Origin of the sequence: Blastomonas sp. UPD001, assembly GCF_003426715.1 — a bacterium.
Classification (GTDB): domain Bacteria; phylum Pseudomonadota; class Alphaproteobacteria; order Sphingomonadales; family Sphingomonadaceae; genus Blastomonas.
Genome location: NZ_QKVT01000001.1, coordinates 2,412,641 through 2,429,306 on the forward strand (window position 1 = coordinate 2,412,641; position 16,666 = coordinate 2,429,306).

Here is a 16,666-nt window from a genome sequence, read left to right on the forward strand (position 1 = left end):
CATCGCACCGAACGGTGATCGCTCACCGAGTTCGTTCATATCCCTCCGATCATGCTGGCAAACTCATCCGGTGAAACCAGCCCACCGGACCAGAGCAATGCGGAAAACTCCAGACCTAAGCGGTCCAAGGTTGGGTAGCAGTGCATCCGGCCACTGGCTCCAATCATAGGTGGACTGCGATCGGGGCGCAGCCCAATGCCGACTGCACTACTCATTCGTCGGCAACGCGAAGCATCTCGCCACATTTCACGACGTTTTTACGCCGCGTGGCCAGAATCGCCGTCGATGCTTAATGCGCATCGGCGCATATTTTCCTGACCGCGGACCACCCGTGCCGCAGCGCGGCACCTAGGTGATGGTTCGCATCAGGAGTGCAAAATGTCTGTCATTTGTAAAACCCCGGCTGAATTCGAACCCGAAACGATCTGTGTCGGGCAGGACCGTGCCGGACACTGGCTGGTCCAGGCGAGCGGAGGAAGCCTGGAGGGGAGGTTCATCTCCTTCGCAGCCGCAATGAGTTTTGCACGCAGCGAGCTCGGCTTGCTGCCCCCAACACGTATCGAGGTGCGCAAGACCCCGATGGAAGCCACGACATCCTTCGCTCCGCTTCAGCCTTGGGAGCGGGCTGTGCCGAAGCCAGCGAACTGCGACGCCCTGCCGCACGGGAAGTCGGCATGACAAACCTTGCCGAACACCAGGTTCTGCGCCCTTGCCGGCCGCGCAGCAGCAAGCCATCGCACGGTGCAGAGACATGCGATGCGCGATGCAATGATCCTCGCTGGCCGGCCGCGGTGTCAGCCTTGCGCGGGTTGCGCGCGGCAAATCGCCGGACTGTCCGTATCGTTGATGCCGACTGCAACGATGGCAAGCTGCTGCTATGCGCGGTGCGTCAGGCCATCGCGATGGGCTTTACCGCGATCGAGGCGAGGGGTCTTGATGATAGTCTCGCTCGGGTCGCACGCGCCAGGGCATTGGCAGCTTGTCTCATCGACCCGGCGGTCGGGATCAGCTTCGAGGCCACCGATCCTGTCAGCGCATTGATCGAAGAATGCGATTTTCCAGCGGACATCGTGATTGCGCACCAGGATGCGCTGTCGGACGCGCAGATCGCCCCGCTTCTGGAAGACGCCGGACGGATGGTGATCGTCGAACCCCGGCAATCGGCGGAGCTTGCCGCATGACCCGCCGCGACAGGATCTGGCGTTCCTTTGGTGGATGCTGTTTTGTAACGGGCTGTGCCCTTGGCGTCGTTCCGGGTTGGAGCGAGCACGGCTCGATCGGGGTGCTGGGCTTCGCGCTCGCAATGACCGGACTGGTGCTGCTGGTCCAGGGGAAGCGCATCCCGGCAACGTGGAAGATCGTGCGCAGCCGGCACTATGCCCTGCCCGAGGCGATCGTGGCGAGGCGAAGGGCGATGCGATCCATGCGCAAGCGCTGATCCCTTGACCGACATCGGCCAGGCAGCGCTCCGATGCTGACCGCATGCCACTGATTTTGGGACATTATGTATGTGTTCGATCTTATCCGCTTGCCAAGAAGGCGCAGCCTCGATCCTGGTGGTTGGAAAGGATCATCGCAACCGCTGGAGGGTGCAAGAGGCATCAGGGAGGTTGCAGGGGAATTTCGCCACTTTCGACGCTGCCCTGAACTTTGCTCGCCATGCGCCGGAGCCTTTCGCCGGTGCATCGGTCGCCATCTCGAGCAAGCCTGCGAATGTCTCGACCGAGAACGCTCGCGAAATCGCCTTCACCCCACCGAGATGCGATAGCCAATGCCCGGCTCGTTGACGATCAGCCTGGGGTGGGTCGGGTCCTGTTCGATCTTGCGGCGCAGAGCACGGACCGCAACCCGCAGATAATCGAGATCGTGGCGGTGTGCCGGTCCCCAGACTTCTTCCAGCAGGCGATCATGGGTGATGACCCGGCCTGGCCGGTCGGACAAGGCCCAGAGCAGATTGAACTCGCGCGGCGTAAGATCGACCTGCGCGCCGCGAATCGTCACGCGATGGGCATCGCGATCGATGCTGCCATCCAGAAACTGGCGGGTGGCGCTGTCCGCCTGAGGGCCGGCCTTGCGCCGAAGCGCCGAGCGGATGCGCGCGAGCAGCTCCTCGCTGTCGAACGGCTTGGTGACGAAATCGTCCGCGCCGAGATCAAGCGCTGCGACCTTCTCGTCAGTGGCGTCCCGCGCGGTCAGCACGATCACCGCGATACCCAGCGCGGCGAGCTGCGGGACGATCTCCAGGCCGTCGCGGTCTGGCAACCCGAGATCGAGGAGCGCGACGAGCGGACAAGGCTCAACGGCTGCGAGGCGCAAGCCTTCGCCCGCTGTGCCGGCCTCGACATGTGTCAGCGCATTGCGCTCGAGTGCCCCGATCAGCAGCCGCCGGATCGCCGGTTCGTCATCGATGATCAGCACGTCCTTACGCATCGGCACCCTGGTCCAGCCTGGCCGCGCCCGTCAGCGGCAGGGCGATCTCGAATACCGCACCGCCACCCTCCCGGTTCGATGCGGCGATGCTGCCCCTTACGGCCTCAATGAAGTTCTTGGCAATCCACAAGCCGAGGCCGGAACCGCCGACCCGGTCGCTTCCCTCGAGCCGGTGGAAGCGATCGAACATGCCGTGCTGGTCGGCAGGCAGGCCGGGGCCGCGGTCGGCGACGCGGCAGACCAGAGCATCGCCGCGAGCGAGCAGTTCTACCTCGACCCTGCTCTCGGGCGGCGAGAATTTGAGCGCATTGTCGATCAGGTTGATGAGCACGTGCCGCAGCAGCAGCGGATCACTTTTGACCAGCGGGGGCTCTGCATCGATGCTGGCGACCACCCGGCTGCCGGGCCGGTCCTGGCGCAGGTCGCGCAGCACGGCATGGATGATGTCGGGCAGGTCCACGCTTTCCCATTTCGGCTCGATCGAGCCATCCTCGATCCGCGAGGCTTCGAGCAGATCGTTGAGGAAGCGTTGCAGCCGGCGCGTTTCGCTACGCGCGATGCGCACCTCGTCGGCATAGGCGCCCTCGGCCGGGATGGCCTCGGTCGCGGCTATCACGGCGGTGAGCGGCGTGCGCAGGTCATGCGCGATGCTGCCGAGCAGCGCCCCTCGCAGCCGGTCGCGCTCGCGCAGACCATCGACCTGCCGCGCTTCGGCTTCCAGCACCAGCCGCTCGTGCGCCAGGGCGGTCTGATCGACGAGCGAGGCGAGCAGGGTCGCGTCATCGGGGCGGATCACGCGCTCGTTGGTCGATCGTGCCACGCCCAGCGCCCCCATGGTGCCGAGCGCTGTCTTGAGCGGGTGGAATTGCCAATCGGCCGAAGCCAGCGTGCCGGTGTCGCGGCCCGCCGTCTGGCCATGCTCCAGCGCCCAGCGCGCGGCGGTCTCATCGACCATCTCGAGCTGCGGGAAATCCTCATTGCCGCGCACGACGACCGCGCCGTCTTCCAGCGACACGATCATCGCCTGCACATCGAGCAGATTTCCTATTTCCCGACAGGCGACCCTGGCGGTCTCGTCCCGGTCGGACAGCGCGCCCATCAAACCGGCGAAGCGGGCGAGCGAGGCATTGAGCCGGGCGACCCCGGCGCTGGTTTCGGCTTGGCGGCGCACCTTGCCCGCCAGCGCACCAATCACGCCTGCGACCATGGCCAGCACGATGAAGGTGACGACGTCGGCGGGGCTGTGGATCGAAAGTGTGTAGAGCGGTTCGATGAAGAAGAAATTATAGCCCAGCGCCGCCCAGAGCGCCGCCCAGAGCCCGGCCCGCATCCGCAGGAACATCGAGGCGACGACCACCGGAAACAGCAGCAGCAGATCGATCGCGCCGGGGGCGATCCACGGCTTCAGTAAATACAGCACGCCCACGACGGCGGCCACGGCGAGAAAGGCGATGGCATTGTCGCGCTGCGAATAGGGATCATAAGCCCGCACCGGCTTTTCGTCGGCCTCGTCGAGCGGAACGACATGCACCGGTATGTTCCGGGCATGGCGGATGACATCCTGTGCCACCGATCCGTGTCGCCATTCGAACCAGCGGCTTCGCCGACTCTTGCCTATGACGATCTGGCTGGCGCGCAGTTCGCGCGCCTGTTCGACCAGCGCCTGGCCGACATCCTGCGCCGCGACGGTCATCAGCGAAGCGCCCAGCGAGGATGCCAGCGCGAGATTGTCGGCGAGCTGCTCGCGCTGGCTGCCCGAGACGCCGCGCGCGCTCGCGCTCTCCACGACGACCGCAGTCCAGGGCGCGTGCAGCAGATCGGCCATGCGCTTGGCCTGGCGCACCACGCGCGCGCCGCCTCTGCCGGGGCTGACCGCCACCATCAGGCGCTCGCCGGAAACGAAATCAGCCCGCTCGCCGCTCAGTTCGAGCTGGCTGCTGAGCCGGCGGTCCACATTATGCGCGGCAAAGCGCAGCGCCAGTTCGCGCAGCGCGGCCAGCTTGTTGGGGGTGAAGAAATTTGCGAGCGCGCGGCCCGCGGTGTCGGGCAGATAGACCTTGCCCGCGCGCAGCCGCTCGATCAGCGCCTCGGGCGGCAGATCGACGACGATCAGTTCGGCGTCTTCCAGGAAGCTGTCGGGGATGGTCTCGCGCACCCGGATGTGCGTGAACCCGGCAACCAGATCGTTCAGGCTCTCGATATGCTGGATGTTGACCGTGGAGGCGACATCGATCCCCTCGGCGAGCAGTTCGGCGACATCCTGCCAGCGCTTGGGATGGCGGCTGCCCGGCGCGTTGGTGTGCGCCAGTTCGTCCACCAGTATGAGGCTGGGCCGCCGGGCCAGTGCGGCGTCGAGATCGAACTCCTCGAGCCGGTGGCCCTGGTGCTCGACCGAACGCCGGGGCAGAATCTCGAACGGGGCGAGCAGCGCTGCCGTCTCGCCACGTCCGTGCGTCTCGGCGACCCCGACAACGACGTCCTCGCCCTCGGTCTTGCGCCGGGCGGCCTCCTGCAACATGCGATAGGTCTTGCCGACGCCCGGCGCCGCGCCGAGATAGACGGTGAGCTTGCCCTGCTGCTCTGCCCTGGCCATGCGCAGGAAGCGATCGGCATCGCGCTCGGTAGTGGCTTCGCTCATCGCTTCCAGCCTTAGCCGCCCAGCTTGTCGAGTGCCATATTCAGCTCAAGCACGTTGACGATCCGGTCGGGGGCGAACGCTCCGCCGGGGGCAAAGGCGAGGCGATCGATCACGGCCTCGACGCTGCGCACCGGCAGGCCGCGTGCAGCGGCCACCCGTCCGGCCTGGTAGCGCGCACCTGCGAGCGAGATATGCGGGTCAAGCCCGCCACCCGACGCTGCGACAAGATCGGCCGGGATCGGATCGTCTTGCGCGGCGGCATAGCGCGACACGGTTTCGGCAGCGCGCTGCTTCAGCTTGTCGCTGGTGGGCGACAGGTTGCTGCCCATCGCCCCCATGCCGTTGTAATCGGCGGCCGAGGGACGCGGCCAGAAATAGCGATCCTGAGTGAAATTCTGCGCGATCAGCCGGCTGCCGATCGGCTTGCCATTCTGCACGATGATCGATCCATCGGCCTGGAAGGGCGCGACGGTCTGGGCAAAGCCCAGAACGATCGCGGCATAGGCCAGGACGCAGATCGCCAGTGTCGCAATCCACAACCGCAGCGAGGGGAGGATATGGTTCATGGTGATGTTCCTTGTCCGGCCTGGTCAGCGCATCAGGGTGACATGCTCGGCGATCGGTCCGAGCGCCGCAGCGGGGAAGAAGGTGAGCGCGCCGAAGATCAGGATGGTGATCAGCAGCATGATCCCGAAGGTATTGCTCTCCACGCTGAGCGTGCCGACGCTTTCAGCGCTGCGCCGCTTGGCCATCAGCGAGCCGACGATCGCCAGCGGAACGAGGATCGGCAGGTAGCGGCCGATCAGCATGACGATGGCCGTCGCCCAGTTCCAGGGAGCAGTGTTGTCGCCCAATCCCTCGAAGCCCGAGCCGTTATTGGCTGCCGCAGAGCTGAACTCGTAGAGGATCTCCGAGAAGCCGTGCGCGCCGGTGTTGTTCAGCGTATCGACGCCCCAGCTCGTGGCCGCGAACAGCGCGGTCCCGCCTAGGATCAGCACCGGGTGGCTGACCAGCGCCAGCACCGCCAGCCGCATCTCGCGCCCCTCGATCCGGTGGCCGAGATATTCGGGCGTGCGGCCGACCATCATGCCCGCCACGAACACCGCAACGATGATGTAGAGGAACATGTTGATCATGCCTACACCGACGCCGCCAAAGGTTTCGTTGAGCCACATGCCTGCCATCGGAACGAGCCCTGCAAGCGGGTTAAGGCTGTCATGCATCGCGCCGACCGAACCGTTGCTGGTGGAGGTAGTGATCGCAGCCCAGAGCGGGCCGGTGGTGGCACCGAGGCGCAGTTCCTTGCCCTCCAGATTGCCGACACTCTGTTCGATCGGCAGGTTGGCAAACGCCTGGGTCGGAGCGGCCTCGAAGGCGATGACCGCCGTGATCTTGACCAGCAGCAGCGCCGCCATCACGCTAAAGATGACCCCGGCATGGCGGATGCGTCCTATCATCCGGCCGAACATCCAGACGCAGGCCATCGGGATGATGATAATCGCGGCCATCTCGATGAAGTTCGCCCAGAGCGTCGGGTTCTCGAACGGGTGGGTCGAATTGGGGCCGAAGAATCCGCCGCCATTGGTGCCGAGCTGCTTGATCGCGACAAAGGCGGCGGCGGGCCCACGCGCGATGGTCTGCGCCGCGCCTTCCAGCGTCGTCACCTGCGCTGCGCCCTCCAGCGTCATCGGCACACCCGATGCCGCCAGAGAAAGCGCCACGACCAGTGCGATCGGCAGCAGCACGCAGAAAGAGGCGCGTTGCAGGTCGATGAAGAAATTGCCCATGCTCGGGTGGCCTGCAATCCCTCGCGCCAGCGCGGCGAGCGCGGCGATGCCGGTCGCGGCGGACACGAACTGGAGCCACATCAGGCCAGCAAGTTGCGCCAGATAGCTCCAGGTGCTCTCGCCCGAATAATGCTGGAGATTGGTGTTGGTCACGAACGAGGCCGTGGTGTTGAAGATCAGATGGATCGAGGCTGGTCCCTGGCCGTCCGGGTTGAGCGGGAGCAGGTGCTGAAGCGAGAGCAGCGCGAACACGAATGCGAACATCACCGCGTTGAAGACCAGCAGGGCGACCGAATAGGCTTTCCAGTCCTGGTCCTGCGACGAACCGGCAATGCGCGCGAACAGGGTATCGACCCTGACGTAGCGACCGGAGAAGAGCGCCGCCATGAACCGGCCCAGCGGCCAGGAAAGCAGCGCGGCGCCGCCGACGATCAGCGCGACGGTAAGCAAGGATGCAAGCATGATGAAAGTTCCTCTCGCTCAGGCCAGGCCGAGGCCGGCAACGGCGATGTCGATGAGCTTGATGCCGATGAACGGCGCGACCACGCCCCCCAGGCCATAGATGCCCAGATTTCGGAGCAGCTGGCTGGCCGCAGGCATCGGGCGATAGGCCACCCCCTTCAGTGCCAATGGCACCAACAGCGGAATGATGATCGCGTTGAAGATGATCGCCGACAGGATCGCGCTCGACGGCGTTGCCAGACCCATCACGTTGATCACGCCCAGCGAGGGATAGAGCACGACGAAGATCGCGGGCAGGATGGCGAAATATTTGGCGACGTCATTGGCGATCGAGAAGGTGGTCAGCGCACCGCGCGTCATCAGCAATTGTTTGCCGATGCCGATGATCTCGATCAGCTTGGTGGGATCGCTGTCCAGATCGACCATGTTGCCCGCCTCGCGCGCAGCCTGGGTGCCGGTATTCATCGCGACCCCGACATCCGATTGCGCCAGCGCGGGCGCATCGTTGGTGCCGTCGCCGCACATCGCGACCAGCTTGCCGCCCGCCTGTTCCTTGCGGATCAGCGCCAGCTTGTCCTCGGGGGTTGCTTCGGCGAGGAAGTCGTCTACCCCGCTTTCGGCCGCGATCGAGGCAGCAGTGAGCGGGTTGTCGCCGGTGATCATCACCGTTCGGATGCCCATGCGGCGGAGTTCCGCAAAGCGCTCGCGGATGCCCGCCTTGACGATGTCCTTGAGGTGGACGACGCCGAGCAGCCGGTTGCCATCGGCGACGGCCAGCGGCGTGCCGCCCGACCGGGCAATGCCCTCGGATGCCTGACGCAGCGCGGCGGCAGCGTTCGGATCGGCCTTGTCGCCCAGCCGCCGCAGCACGGCATCGACCGCACCCTTGATCAGCGCGCGTTCGCCGATCATCAGCCCGCTGACCCGCGTCTGCGAGGTGAAGGCGATCGGTTCTGCCCCTGCGGGCATCGCATCGCCGTCACCGGCCAGGACCACAATCGAACGGCCCTCGGGCGTGGTATCGGCGAGGCTCGAGAGGCGCGCAGCCGCAACCAGATCGGCAAGGGCCACGCCTGGCAGCGGCACGAATTCGCTCGCCTGCCGGTCGCCGATGGTGATCGTGCCCGTCTTGTCCAGCAGCAGCGTGCTGATGTCGCCCGCCGCCTCGACCGCGCGGCCCGATTTGGCGAGCACGTTGAAGCGGATCAGCCGGTCCATCCCTGCGATGCCGATCGCCGAGAGCAGTCCCGAGATGGTGGTGGGGATGAGCGCGACGAACAGTGCAATCAGCACCGGCACCGCGATCTCGCCGCCAGCATAGCCGGCGAAGGCAGGAAGGGTGCCGACGGCGATCAGGAAGATCAGCGTCAGGCCGGTGAGCAGAACTGTGAGCGCGATTTCGTTGGGCGTTTTCTGGCGGCTGGCCCCCTCGACGAGCGCGATCATGCGGTCGAGAAAGCCGCTGCCGGGCTCCGCGGTGACTCTGATGTCTATCTGATCGGCAACGACCATGGTGCCTGCGGTCACCGCAGACCGGTCGCCACCTGCCTCGCGGATGACTGGCGCGCTCTCCCCGGTAATCGCCGCCTCGTTTACCGAGGCAACCCCTGCAACGACCTCGCCATCGGCGGGAATGAGCTGGCCCTGGATCACCCGCACCACATCGCCCGCATGGAGCTGCGTCGCCGGGATTTCGACAACCTTGCCGTCCTGACCGATGCGGAAGGCAATGAGCTGATCCTTGGTGGTGCGCAAGGACTGTGCCTGCGCCTTGCCACGCCCTTCGGCCAGCGCCTCGGCAAAATTGCCGAACAGCACCGTCAGCCACAGCCAGAAGACCAGTTGCCCCTCGAACAGCGGATCGCCGCTGCCTATGGCCAGATTGCGCACCATCACGACCGTGGCGACGGCAGCCACTACGGCGGTCGTGAACATCACCGGGTTGCGGACCAGCGTGCGCGGGTCGAGCTTGACGAAGGAATCGCGCAGGGCCGGCATGACCAGCTTGCGCTCGAACAGCGATGCGCGCTCCATCAGAAGCGCTCCGGGGTCATCAGGACGACGACGAGATAGACCAGCAGGCCGACAGCGACGATGCCGGCCAGCGCAAGATCGAAGGACATATGAGCTCCTTGTTTGGCGGAGCGTCAGGTGCGCCTCGGAAGCGTGAAAATGCGCGGGGCAAAAGCCGCGATCGGCATGAAAAACGCATGAAAATGGTGTTGTTAACTCGGCACGCAGCGCGGGTTTCACGAGGATTTCATGTCGCAAGGCGTTGAAGCACATGGATGTTTCACAAGGCCATGCGCCATCGGGCCTTCAGCAAGATGCTTCTTGCCCAGACGAAAATTGTCCCGCCGGACTCGTCGAAACTCGTGCCCCGGGGCTGGCCAGAATGGCGGTCCCGGGGTGCCTTTTCAGCTCGCCACTGGTTCAACCTTCTGGCGCTGCGTCTTCCGTCTGGAGGTGAGGCTTCGGCGCCGGATCTGAACGTTATGCGTTCACGATGGGCTCCGAAGCCGCTCGGTCCATAAAGATGCCATGTGGGTTTTGCCGCACCCATCGGCTTCCGCTCGACGCAACGCAGCACAGAGCGCATCGCCGCACGATGGACAAACACATGCCGGCACCTGCTGTTTCGAACCCAGCCTCGACTTTGCGCCTCGCTGGTCTCGCGGTCGCCATACTGCTTGCCGCCAGCTCCCTGGTCATTATTGCACAGGATGCGAGCAAGCTATCCTTCAGCAAGCCGCCCGACATGCTGACCGTCGCCGCACTATTGCTTACTGTGATCATCGGCCTTGAAGCGGTCGCTGCATTCCGTGTGCATCAGCGGATCGCCGCCAGAAGGCCCGCTCACGATGCCATTACGGTCGCCTTTTCTCGTCATTTGCAGCGCTGCACCGACAGGCAAGCGATCGCAGCTGCTTTGGTCGAGTACATTGCAAAACTCTTCGACTGCCACGCTGTTCTCGTCTCTGCCGCGAATCCCTCAACGATTCTCGCCATAGCGCCTGCGGATGCCATCTTGAGCCCCGATGACCTTGGTCAAGTAGCAGCTACCTTTCAGACCGGCGCAACCTCCGGTTACCCAGCTGGGCTCGACAGTCCTGACAGATCCCCTCGATCTCGTGCAAGCTTACAAACCCATTCTGGTGGCTTGATGGCTGGGCATTATCGCATCGAAATTGCGCACAGGCAGGATGTCGGGCAAAACGCCGCTCGCGGCAATGCAGCACCTTCCTTCGTAGCCGGTGCCGGACGCGTGTGGAGTGACACTCCGGTGATTCCGATAGGCACTTATGGCTGTGTGATCGGTCATCTCTTCTCGCGGACAGACCCGAGCGTTCGCATCACCGAATTTTCTGCCGATGAAGTCCTGGCGCTCCGGGCAAGCGGCGGACGCTCGCTGCTGCGTGACTTCTGGGGAGCCTATGTTGCGATTCTGACGGGAGCGGATGGCAGTGTATCGGTACTGCGTGATCCATCAGCGCAGATACCCTGCTATTACCGATCGGAAGCTGGCTATCTGACCCTGGCCAGCGATGTCACGCAGCTTGCCCGGCGCGGTCCCCAGGCTGTCGATTTCATCGAAATTGGAAGACTGCTGACAGGCGTCGATGCGATAGGCCGCCGAACCTGCATCTCAGGGGTCATGGAGCTGCTTCCCGGCGAGTGCATCACCTCCATTCCAGAGGGACATACAATAAGTCAGTGGTGGTCTCCATCCGCCGGAAGGTCTTGGCGACAGCGTACCTGCGCGGGCGATTGCCGAACGCCATGCCGACTGGAAATCACGTCTGCCTTCATCGGACCGGGACCTGTGGACCGCCTTGCTGGCACTAGAGTCCGCCGACCAGTCGGAGCTGTTCGCGCATTGTGCCGCGATTGGCCTCAATGCCCAGGCCGAGATCGTACCCCGCTACGACAATGGCCGGATCTCCAGGCACGCCATCGAGCGCAGGCTGGAGCATTCGCACGTCATCGCACGCGCTGTCGGTCTCGACATCACCGCCGCCGGATGGCGCGCGACGGCAGAGGGATATTTGCGCTGCGTTCCCAAGGCGTCGCATACATCACCGACAGCAGCAATGCGGGAATCGGGGGGCTAATCGTCGTCGATATCGCCAGCGGGCAATCGATTCGCCGCCTTTCGGGCCATGCGAGCACAAATCCCGACCCCGGCTTCACCCCGCTTGTGGATGGTAAGGTTTTGATGAACCGCCCCGCCAACGGGCCAGCAACACCGCTTGCAATCGCAAGTGACGCGATCGGGCTCAGCGTGGATGGCAGCCTGCTTTACTACGGGCCGCTTTCGGGCCGCACGCTGCATGCGGTGCCCACGGCGATGCTGCGCGATCCCGCCGTATCGGAACAGGAACTCGCCCGCGCGATCCGCAGCATGGGGCGCAAAGGTGCCTCGGACGGTATCGCCGAAGACGACCGTGGCCGCGTGTTCGCCGGCGATTACGAGAACAATGCGATCCGCGTGCTCGATCGGGGCTACTGGACCACGCTGGTCAGCGACCCGCGGATAAGCTGGCCCGACACGCTGTCGATCGGTACTGACGGATATCTCTACTTCACCGCCAACCAACTCCACCGGCAGCCCGGATTCCACGGCGGGCGGGACTTGCGCCGCAAACCTTACGAGCTTCTGCGCATCGCAGTCGGTCCAGCAGCGCATAGAGCGCGACCACCTGCGCATGGCTCTTGCCCGCAAGCGGGAAGAGATCACGATTATGGTCCCATTTGAGATAGGCAATGGCATGATCGGCCAGAAGCCTGTCAAGACACGCAAACAGATGCCCCGACACCTCGGGCCGGGTCAAGTCGAGCACCAACTGGTTGCGCTGGGTCAGCCGCGGGTGATCAGGCAGATATAGGCACCAATCGGGATGCGCGCGGTACAATGCACTGTCGGGGCTGACCATCTCCGGCTCCACCCACAGGCCGAAGTCCATGCCAGACCTTCGGACATGATCGATCAGCGGATCAAGGCCCTCGGGAAAAATCCCGGGATCGGCAACCCAGTCTCCTAGGCTGGTGGTGTCATCGCGGCGGCCGGCAAACCAGCCATCATCGAGCACGAACCGCTCGATCCCAAGCGCCGCCGCCCGGTCCGCAAGCGCGCAGAGCTTGTCGAGGCTCTGGTCAAAGGCGAGCGCCTCCCAGCTGTTCAGATGAACCTTGCGCGGGGTCGATGCCGCCGTGTCCGGCACGACCGCGCCCAGCACATGCGCGTGAAAGGCATGGCGCAGGCTGGCGATGCCCTGCGCGCTAACCGCAACCAAGGCGCGCGGGGCGCAGAACGTATCGCCAGGCGCCAGCATGATTTCCCCCGGTTCCAGCCGCGCCGCCATGGTCAGCGTGGCATCGCCATCGGCATTGCACTCGACGGACAGCACATGATCGCCGCTCCACGCGAGGTGCGCGGCCAGCGCATCGCCATGAAGTTCGCCAGTCCCGGCAGTTTCGATCCTCACCCAGTTGCCACCGCCAAAGCCGGCTCGTCCACCATAAGACGCGCTGGTGATCGCCCCCTGATGCAGCGCTAGCCGCTGCTGCTGCATCTCGCCCGACCAGCGGCCTGCATAGCGCACCATATGGGTGGCCCAGCTTGGCAGTGGCAGCGTCAGAGACGCCAGGCTGATCAGCCCGATCGGCTGCGTCCCTTGGTTTTGCATCTGCGTGCTGAACTCGACCAGCCCACCGTGAGCGATCCTTAGTTCGATCTGGACGCTCAAGCCCAGCGCGTCATCGCGGTGTTGCAGGCACAGACCGCCTTCGCGCTGCGAAATCGCGACCAGCGGCATCCGCAGCGTCAGCGGGCGCCCGTTCTGCTGGACGACGATGGACGGCGCGCAAAGATGTCCGTGGCCGGCCCAAGGCAGCAGCGAACGCGGCGCGGGTCGGTCTGGCTGTGAGGCATGCAGCCCCCGCCGCAGGACATCGCACAGGCTCGCAAGATCCTCGGCCATTGGCAGGCTCGGCCCGAAATAGACCGGTTCCGCAGCGTCGGCGCGCAGATCAAGCACCAAGGAAAACTCATCGCCATCGAGGCGCGCAAACGGGGGAAGGCTGGACATGGGGGGAGGTTGCCCTTAATGGAAGAATAGTCAATAAGTGACGTGAGCCGTTGCTTGATCTAAACCTGTCGGACCGGCATGAGCAAGAAAAGGGTGGGAGAGAACTGTTGCCGGAGGTCATGGAACAGGGAAGCCAGGTGGCGGTGTTCGTTGCGATCACCGCGCTGATCGCGCTCGCAACATGGTGGAAGGTCCGCAGCATAGGCGGCTCGCACGATGGATCGGGCAGAGAGGTCTTTCTCGCCGGCGGCGGACTTACCTGGCTTTACGTGGCAGGCTCGATCACGCTCACCAATTTGTCGACCGAACAGCTCGTCGGCATGAACGGCAACCAGATGCTGCTGCTCGCCTGGTGGGAGATATCGGGGTTTGTCGGGCTGATGATGCTCGCGTTCATCTTCGTGCCGATCTATTATCGCCACGGGTGCACCACCGTGACCGAGCTGCTCGAGCGGCGCTATCAGGGCGGCAGCATCCGCACCGTGATCTCGGCCATCTTTCTGCTTGGCAACATTCTGATCTACCTCCCAGCAGCGCTCTATTCGGGCAGCCTCTTCCTCAAGTCCATGTTCGGGGTGGATTGGCCGCTGCTGTGGTTTGCAGCGCCGATGGCCATCATTGCTGCCATCTACACCATTACCGGGGGCCTCAAGGCCGTGGCGGTGATGGACACCTTTTCCGGCATTGGCGTGCTCGCCGTCGCGATGCTGGTGGTTGTCCTGGCCTTGAACGCGGTCAATTTCGACTTGGTCAGCGACGTTCCGGCCGAGCGCATCTCGATGGTCGGCGATACGGACTCGCCCATTCCTTTCCACACCCTGTTCACCGGGATGCTGTTCATCCAGATATTCTACTGGTCGACCAACCAGAACATCACGCAAAAGGCGATGACCGCGCCGACCATCCGCGAAGCGCAAAAGGGCGTCATGGCTGCGGCCGTGGTGCGGATTTTGATCATTCCGGTGATTGTGGTCGTGCCCGGTGTGGTGGGATACAAGCTTTTCGGGCCGATGGGCGATGCGAGCTATGGCCGCGTCGTCGCACATGTGCTGCCGCCCTGGATGTCGGGGGCTTTCGCCGCGCTAATGGCCGCAGCGGTGATCGCGCACACCAGTGCGATCCTCAACAGTTCGGTCGCGCTTTATGCCATCGACTTCCATGCCAAGTTCATCCGGTCGGTGAAGAGCCATTGGAAGCTGGCCGCATGGACCTCTGCAATCCTGACGGTCACTTCCATCTTGCTGGTTCCCGCGTTCGAAAACGCCAAGAGCATTATCAACCTGTTGCAGGAACTGAACGGCCTGTCCTCGATGCCGGTGCTATCCGCGTTCATCGCCGGGCTGCTGTTCGCAAATGTTGATGCGCGCGCAGCAATTATCGGGCTGATATTCGGAGTTGGGGCCTACGCGCTGCACACCTTCGTGCTGTACAAGCACGGCACGCTGTATCCTGGTGAGACCTTCTACCAGCATATCGGCTGGAGCGGGCTGCACTATATCGATGTGATGCTCATGGTGCTGGTGGCGTCGGTGATCGTGGCGCTCACATCGAACCGAGTGATTTTCGGCAATATCGCCCATTATGTCGGTCCAGGAGCAAGACGTCATGGTTGATGCCGCAGCCGTGCACCGCCGATTCAATCCGCTGAACGGCCAATGGGTTCTGGTGTCGCCGCACCGTACCCAGCGACCCTGGCAGGGTCAGATGGAAGCGCCAGATACTGCCGCGCTTCCTTCGCACGATCCGGCCTGCTTTCTCTGCCCTGGAAACACCCGCGCGAATGGAGAAATCAACCCCGATTATTCCGGACCCTGGGTGTTTGCGAACGATTTTGCCGCGCTGATGCCTGCACCGCTTGTCACGGCACCGCCAGATGCCGACCCGGATGGGTTGCTGATCGCCGAGCCGGTCTCGGGAGAGTGCCGAGTCATGTGCTTCTCCCCCAACCACGCGCTAACGCTGCCCGAACTATCGGATGCTGAGCTCCGCGCGGTGATCGACACCTGGGCTGATCAATCCGCTGAGCTTGGGCAGCGTTATGCCTGGGTCCAGATTTTCGAGAACAAGGGCGCGGCCATGGGCTGCTCTAACCCGCACCCGCACGGACAGATATGGGCGAGCGCACATGTGCCCGACGAACCGGCGGCCGAGGATGCGCGCCAGCGCGCCTATATCGAGAGAACCGGGCGGCCGCTGCTCGGCGACATCGCCATGCACGAGGCAGGTGGGCCACGCGTGGTAGTCGAAAACGCGCGCTGGATGGCGATCGTGCCGTTCTGGGCGGTCTGGCCTTTCGAAACTCTGGTCTTGCCGCGCTTTGCCGTCCAGCGGATGGAGCAGCTTGATGCATTCGACCGCGACAGCCTGGCGGCGCTGCTCAGCGAGCTGACTGCCCGCTATGACAACCTGTTCGGCTGCTCATTCCCCTATTCGATGGGCTGGCACGGCGCACCATATGGCGCAGGGGAGCAGGCGCACTGGCAACTGCACGCGCATTTCTATCCGCCGCTGCTCCGGTCCGCCAGCATTCGCAAATTCATGGTCGGCTATGAAATGCTGGCCGAGGCGCAGCGGGATCTGACTGCCGAGCAGGCTGCCGAACGGCTTCGCGAGGTCAGTCCGCTCCATTACCGCAAGGCCAATCGCAAATGATCGACACATCCCCCCTCGTCGAACGCACCGTTGCGGCCTTTTTCAATGCTTATGGCCATGCCCCCGAATTACTCGCGTTCGCCCCTGGCCGGGTCAATCTGATCGGCGATCATACCGACTATAATGACGGCTTTGCGCTGCCCTGCGCGCTGCAATTCGGTACCGTGGTTGCGGCATCACCGCTGGAAGAGCCTCGCATCATTGCACGGGCTGCAGACCTGCAAGCGGCCGATGACGACTTCCGCATCGATGCGCCGATCGAAACCGCAGCTCAGGGAAATTGGCAGAACCATGTTCGGGGCATCGCCGCAGGGTTGCCGGCATTCGGCCTGCCCGTGAGCGGGGCGAAGCTGGCCTTTTCAGGTAATGTTCCGCAGGGCAATGGCCTGTCATCATCTGCCTCGCTCGGTGTTGCGCTTGGCCTGGCCTTGACGGCCCTGGGCGGGGAGAAAGCACCCGACAAACAGGCGATCGCACGCGTCGCCCAATGGTCCGAGCATCATTATGTTGGTTGCGCCTGTGGCCTATTGGATCAGATATCCTCGGCCTATGGTCGGCAGGACGGCGCGCTGCTGCTGGATTGCCGGAGCCTGACCGTTCAGCCGGTC

General features: G+C 64.0%; 13 protein-coding genes and 1 pseudogene. 7 read left to right on the forward strand and 7 right to left on the reverse strand.

Going from position 1 to position 16,666, the window contains the following annotated elements; genetic code table 11:
- Positions 1 to 378 precede the first annotated feature (378 nt).
- From DM995_RS12305 to DM995_RS12315, 3 genes are read left to right on the forward strand one after another with little or no spacing between them, the layout of a single operon-like run.
- Positions 379 to 678 carry a hypothetical protein gene (locus tag DM995_RS12305; protein ID WP_116969608.1) on the forward strand — a complete coding sequence of 100 codons (300 nt, stop codon included), beginning with the start codon at positions 379 to 381 and terminating at the stop codon, positions 676 to 678.
- Positions 675 to 1,181 (forward strand): SAM-dependent methyltransferase, encoded by a 507-nt coding sequence (locus tag DM995_RS12310; protein WP_232824365.1) that lies wholly within the window; start codon positions 675 to 677, stop codon positions 1,179 to 1,181. Before DM995_RS12305 ends, DM995_RS12310 begins: the two co-directional genes overlap by 4 nt.
- On the forward strand, positions 1,178 to 1,438 hold the full coding sequence (locus DM995_RS12315) for a hypothetical protein (protein ID WP_116969609.1): 261 nt from the start codon (positions 1,178 to 1,180) through the stop codon (positions 1,436 to 1,438). The genes DM995_RS12310 and DM995_RS12315 overlap by 4 nt, the downstream gene beginning before the upstream one ends.
- 308 nt (positions 1,439 to 1,746) lie before the next feature.
- Here DM995_RS12315 and DM995_RS12320 read toward each other — a convergent pair whose 3' ends face one another.
- The 6 genes from DM995_RS12320 to kdpF are packed head-to-tail and all read right to left on the reverse strand — an operon-like array spanning position 1,747 to position 9,440.
- Complete coding sequence (locus DM995_RS12320; RefSeq protein ID WP_116969610.1) at positions 1,747 to 2,430, reverse strand: winged helix-turn-helix domain-containing protein; 684 nt, start codon at positions 2,428 to 2,430, stop codon at positions 1,747 to 1,749.
- Positions 2,423 to 5,068: an ATP-binding protein gene (locus DM995_RS12325; RefSeq protein WP_116969611.1), complete on the reverse strand. Its 2,646-nt coding sequence runs from the start codon at positions 5,066 to 5,068 to the stop codon at positions 2,423 to 2,425. The genes DM995_RS12320 and DM995_RS12325 overlap by 8 nt, the downstream gene beginning before the upstream one ends.
- 11 nt (positions 5,069 to 5,079) lie before the next feature.
- Positions 5,080 to 5,634 (reverse strand): potassium-transporting ATPase subunit KdpC, encoded by a 555-nt coding sequence (gene kdpC, locus DM995_RS12330; RefSeq protein ID WP_116969612.1) that lies wholly within the window; start codon positions 5,632 to 5,634, stop codon positions 5,080 to 5,082.
- 24 nt (positions 5,635 to 5,658) lie between these two features.
- Positions 5,659 to 7,317: a potassium-transporting ATPase subunit KdpA gene (gene kdpA / locus DM995_RS12335; RefSeq protein ID WP_198669343.1), complete on the reverse strand. Its 1,659-nt coding sequence runs from the start codon at positions 7,315 to 7,317 to the stop codon at positions 5,659 to 5,661.
- An 18-nt stretch (positions 7,318 to 7,335) separates the two neighbouring features.
- Positions 7,336 to 9,351: a potassium-transporting ATPase subunit KdpB gene (gene kdpB / locus DM995_RS12340; protein ID WP_116969613.1), complete on the reverse strand. Its 2,016-nt coding sequence runs from the start codon at positions 9,349 to 9,351 to the stop codon at positions 7,336 to 7,338.
- Positions 9,351 to 9,440, reverse strand: a complete 90-nt coding sequence (kdpF, locus tag DM995_RS12345) for a K(+)-transporting ATPase subunit F (protein ID WP_116969614.1) — start codon at positions 9,438 to 9,440, stop codon at positions 9,351 to 9,353. Before kdpF ends, kdpB begins: the two co-directional genes overlap by 1 nt.
- 1,898 nt (positions 9,441 to 11,338) lie before the next feature.
- On the opposite strand from kdpF, the pseudogene DM995_RS22365 reads away from it, so the two are divergent.
- Positions 11,339 to 11,863: pseudogene (locus tag DM995_RS22365) on the forward strand (L-dopachrome tautomerase-related protein); the annotation flags it as partial.
- A 37-nt stretch (positions 11,864 to 11,900) separates the two neighbouring features.
- Here the strand turns inward: DM995_RS22365 and DM995_RS12355 are convergent.
- Positions 11,901 to 13,406 carry an alpha-galactosidase gene (locus DM995_RS12355; protein ID WP_116969615.1) on the reverse strand — a complete coding sequence of 502 codons (1,506 nt, stop codon included), beginning with the start codon at positions 13,404 to 13,406 and terminating at the stop codon, positions 11,901 to 11,903.
- 119 nt (positions 13,407 to 13,525) lie between these two features.
- Here DM995_RS12355 and DM995_RS12360 point away from each other — a divergent pair, with 119 nt between their 5' ends.
- The 3 genes from DM995_RS12360 to DM995_RS12370 all read left to right on the forward strand — a co-directional run.
- Positions 13,526 to 15,019 (forward strand): sodium:solute symporter family transporter, encoded by a 1,494-nt coding sequence (locus DM995_RS12360; protein WP_116969616.1) that lies wholly within the window; start codon positions 13,526 to 13,528, stop codon positions 15,017 to 15,019.
- On the forward strand, positions 15,012 to 16,058 hold the full coding sequence (locus tag DM995_RS12365) for a UDP-glucose--hexose-1-phosphate uridylyltransferase (protein ID WP_031317435.1): 1,047 nt from the start codon (positions 15,012 to 15,014) through the stop codon (positions 16,056 to 16,058). Before DM995_RS12360 ends, DM995_RS12365 begins: the two co-directional genes overlap by 8 nt.
- Positions 16,055 to 16,666, forward strand: a 612-nt coding sequence (locus DM995_RS12370) for a galactokinase (RefSeq protein WP_286164947.1), incomplete at its 3' end; no start/stop codon positions are given. The genes DM995_RS12365 and DM995_RS12370, both read left to right, overlap by 4 nt.

Coding starts and splice junctions, on each gene's coding strand:
- DM995_RS12305 (WP_116969608.1), top strand. CDS start 379: ATGTCTGTCATTTGTAAAACCCCGGCTGAATTCGAACCCGAAACGATC.
- DM995_RS12310 (WP_232824365.1), top strand. CDS start 675: ATGACAAACCTTGCCGAACACCAGGTTCTGCGCCCTTGCCGGCCGCGC.
- DM995_RS12315 (WP_116969609.1), top strand. CDS start 1,178: ATGACCCGCCGCGACAGGATCTGGCGTTCCTTTGGTGGATGCTGTTTT.
- DM995_RS12320 (WP_116969610.1), bottom strand. CDS start 2,430: ATGCGTAAGGACGTGCTGATCATCGATGACGAACCGGCGATCCGGCGG.
- DM995_RS12325 (WP_116969611.1), bottom strand. CDS start 5,068: ATGAGCGAAGCCACTACCGAGCGCGATGCCGATCGCTTCCTGCGCATG.
- kdpC (WP_116969612.1), bottom strand. CDS start 5,634: ATGAACCATATCCTCCCCTCGCTGCGGTTGTGGATTGCGACACTGGCG.
- kdpA (WP_198669343.1), bottom strand. CDS start 7,317: ATGCTTGCATCCTTGCTTACCGTCGCGCTGATCGTCGGCGGCGCCGCG.
- kdpB (WP_116969613.1), bottom strand. CDS start 9,351: ATGGAGCGCGCATCGCTGTTCGAGCGCAAGCTGGTCATGCCGGCCCTG.
- kdpF (WP_116969614.1), bottom strand. CDS start 9,440: ATGTCCTTCGATCTTGCGCTGGCCGGCATCGTCGCTGTCGGCCTGCTG.
- DM995_RS12355 (WP_116969615.1), bottom strand. CDS start 13,406: ATGTCCAGCCTTCCCCCGTTTGCGCGCCTCGATGGCGATGAGTTTTCC.
- DM995_RS12360 (WP_116969616.1), top strand. CDS start 13,526: ATGGAACAGGGAAGCCAGGTGGCGGTGTTCGTTGCGATCACCGCGCTG.
- DM995_RS12365 (WP_031317435.1), top strand. CDS start 15,012: ATGGTTGATGCCGCAGCCGTGCACCGCCGATTCAATCCGCTGAACGGC.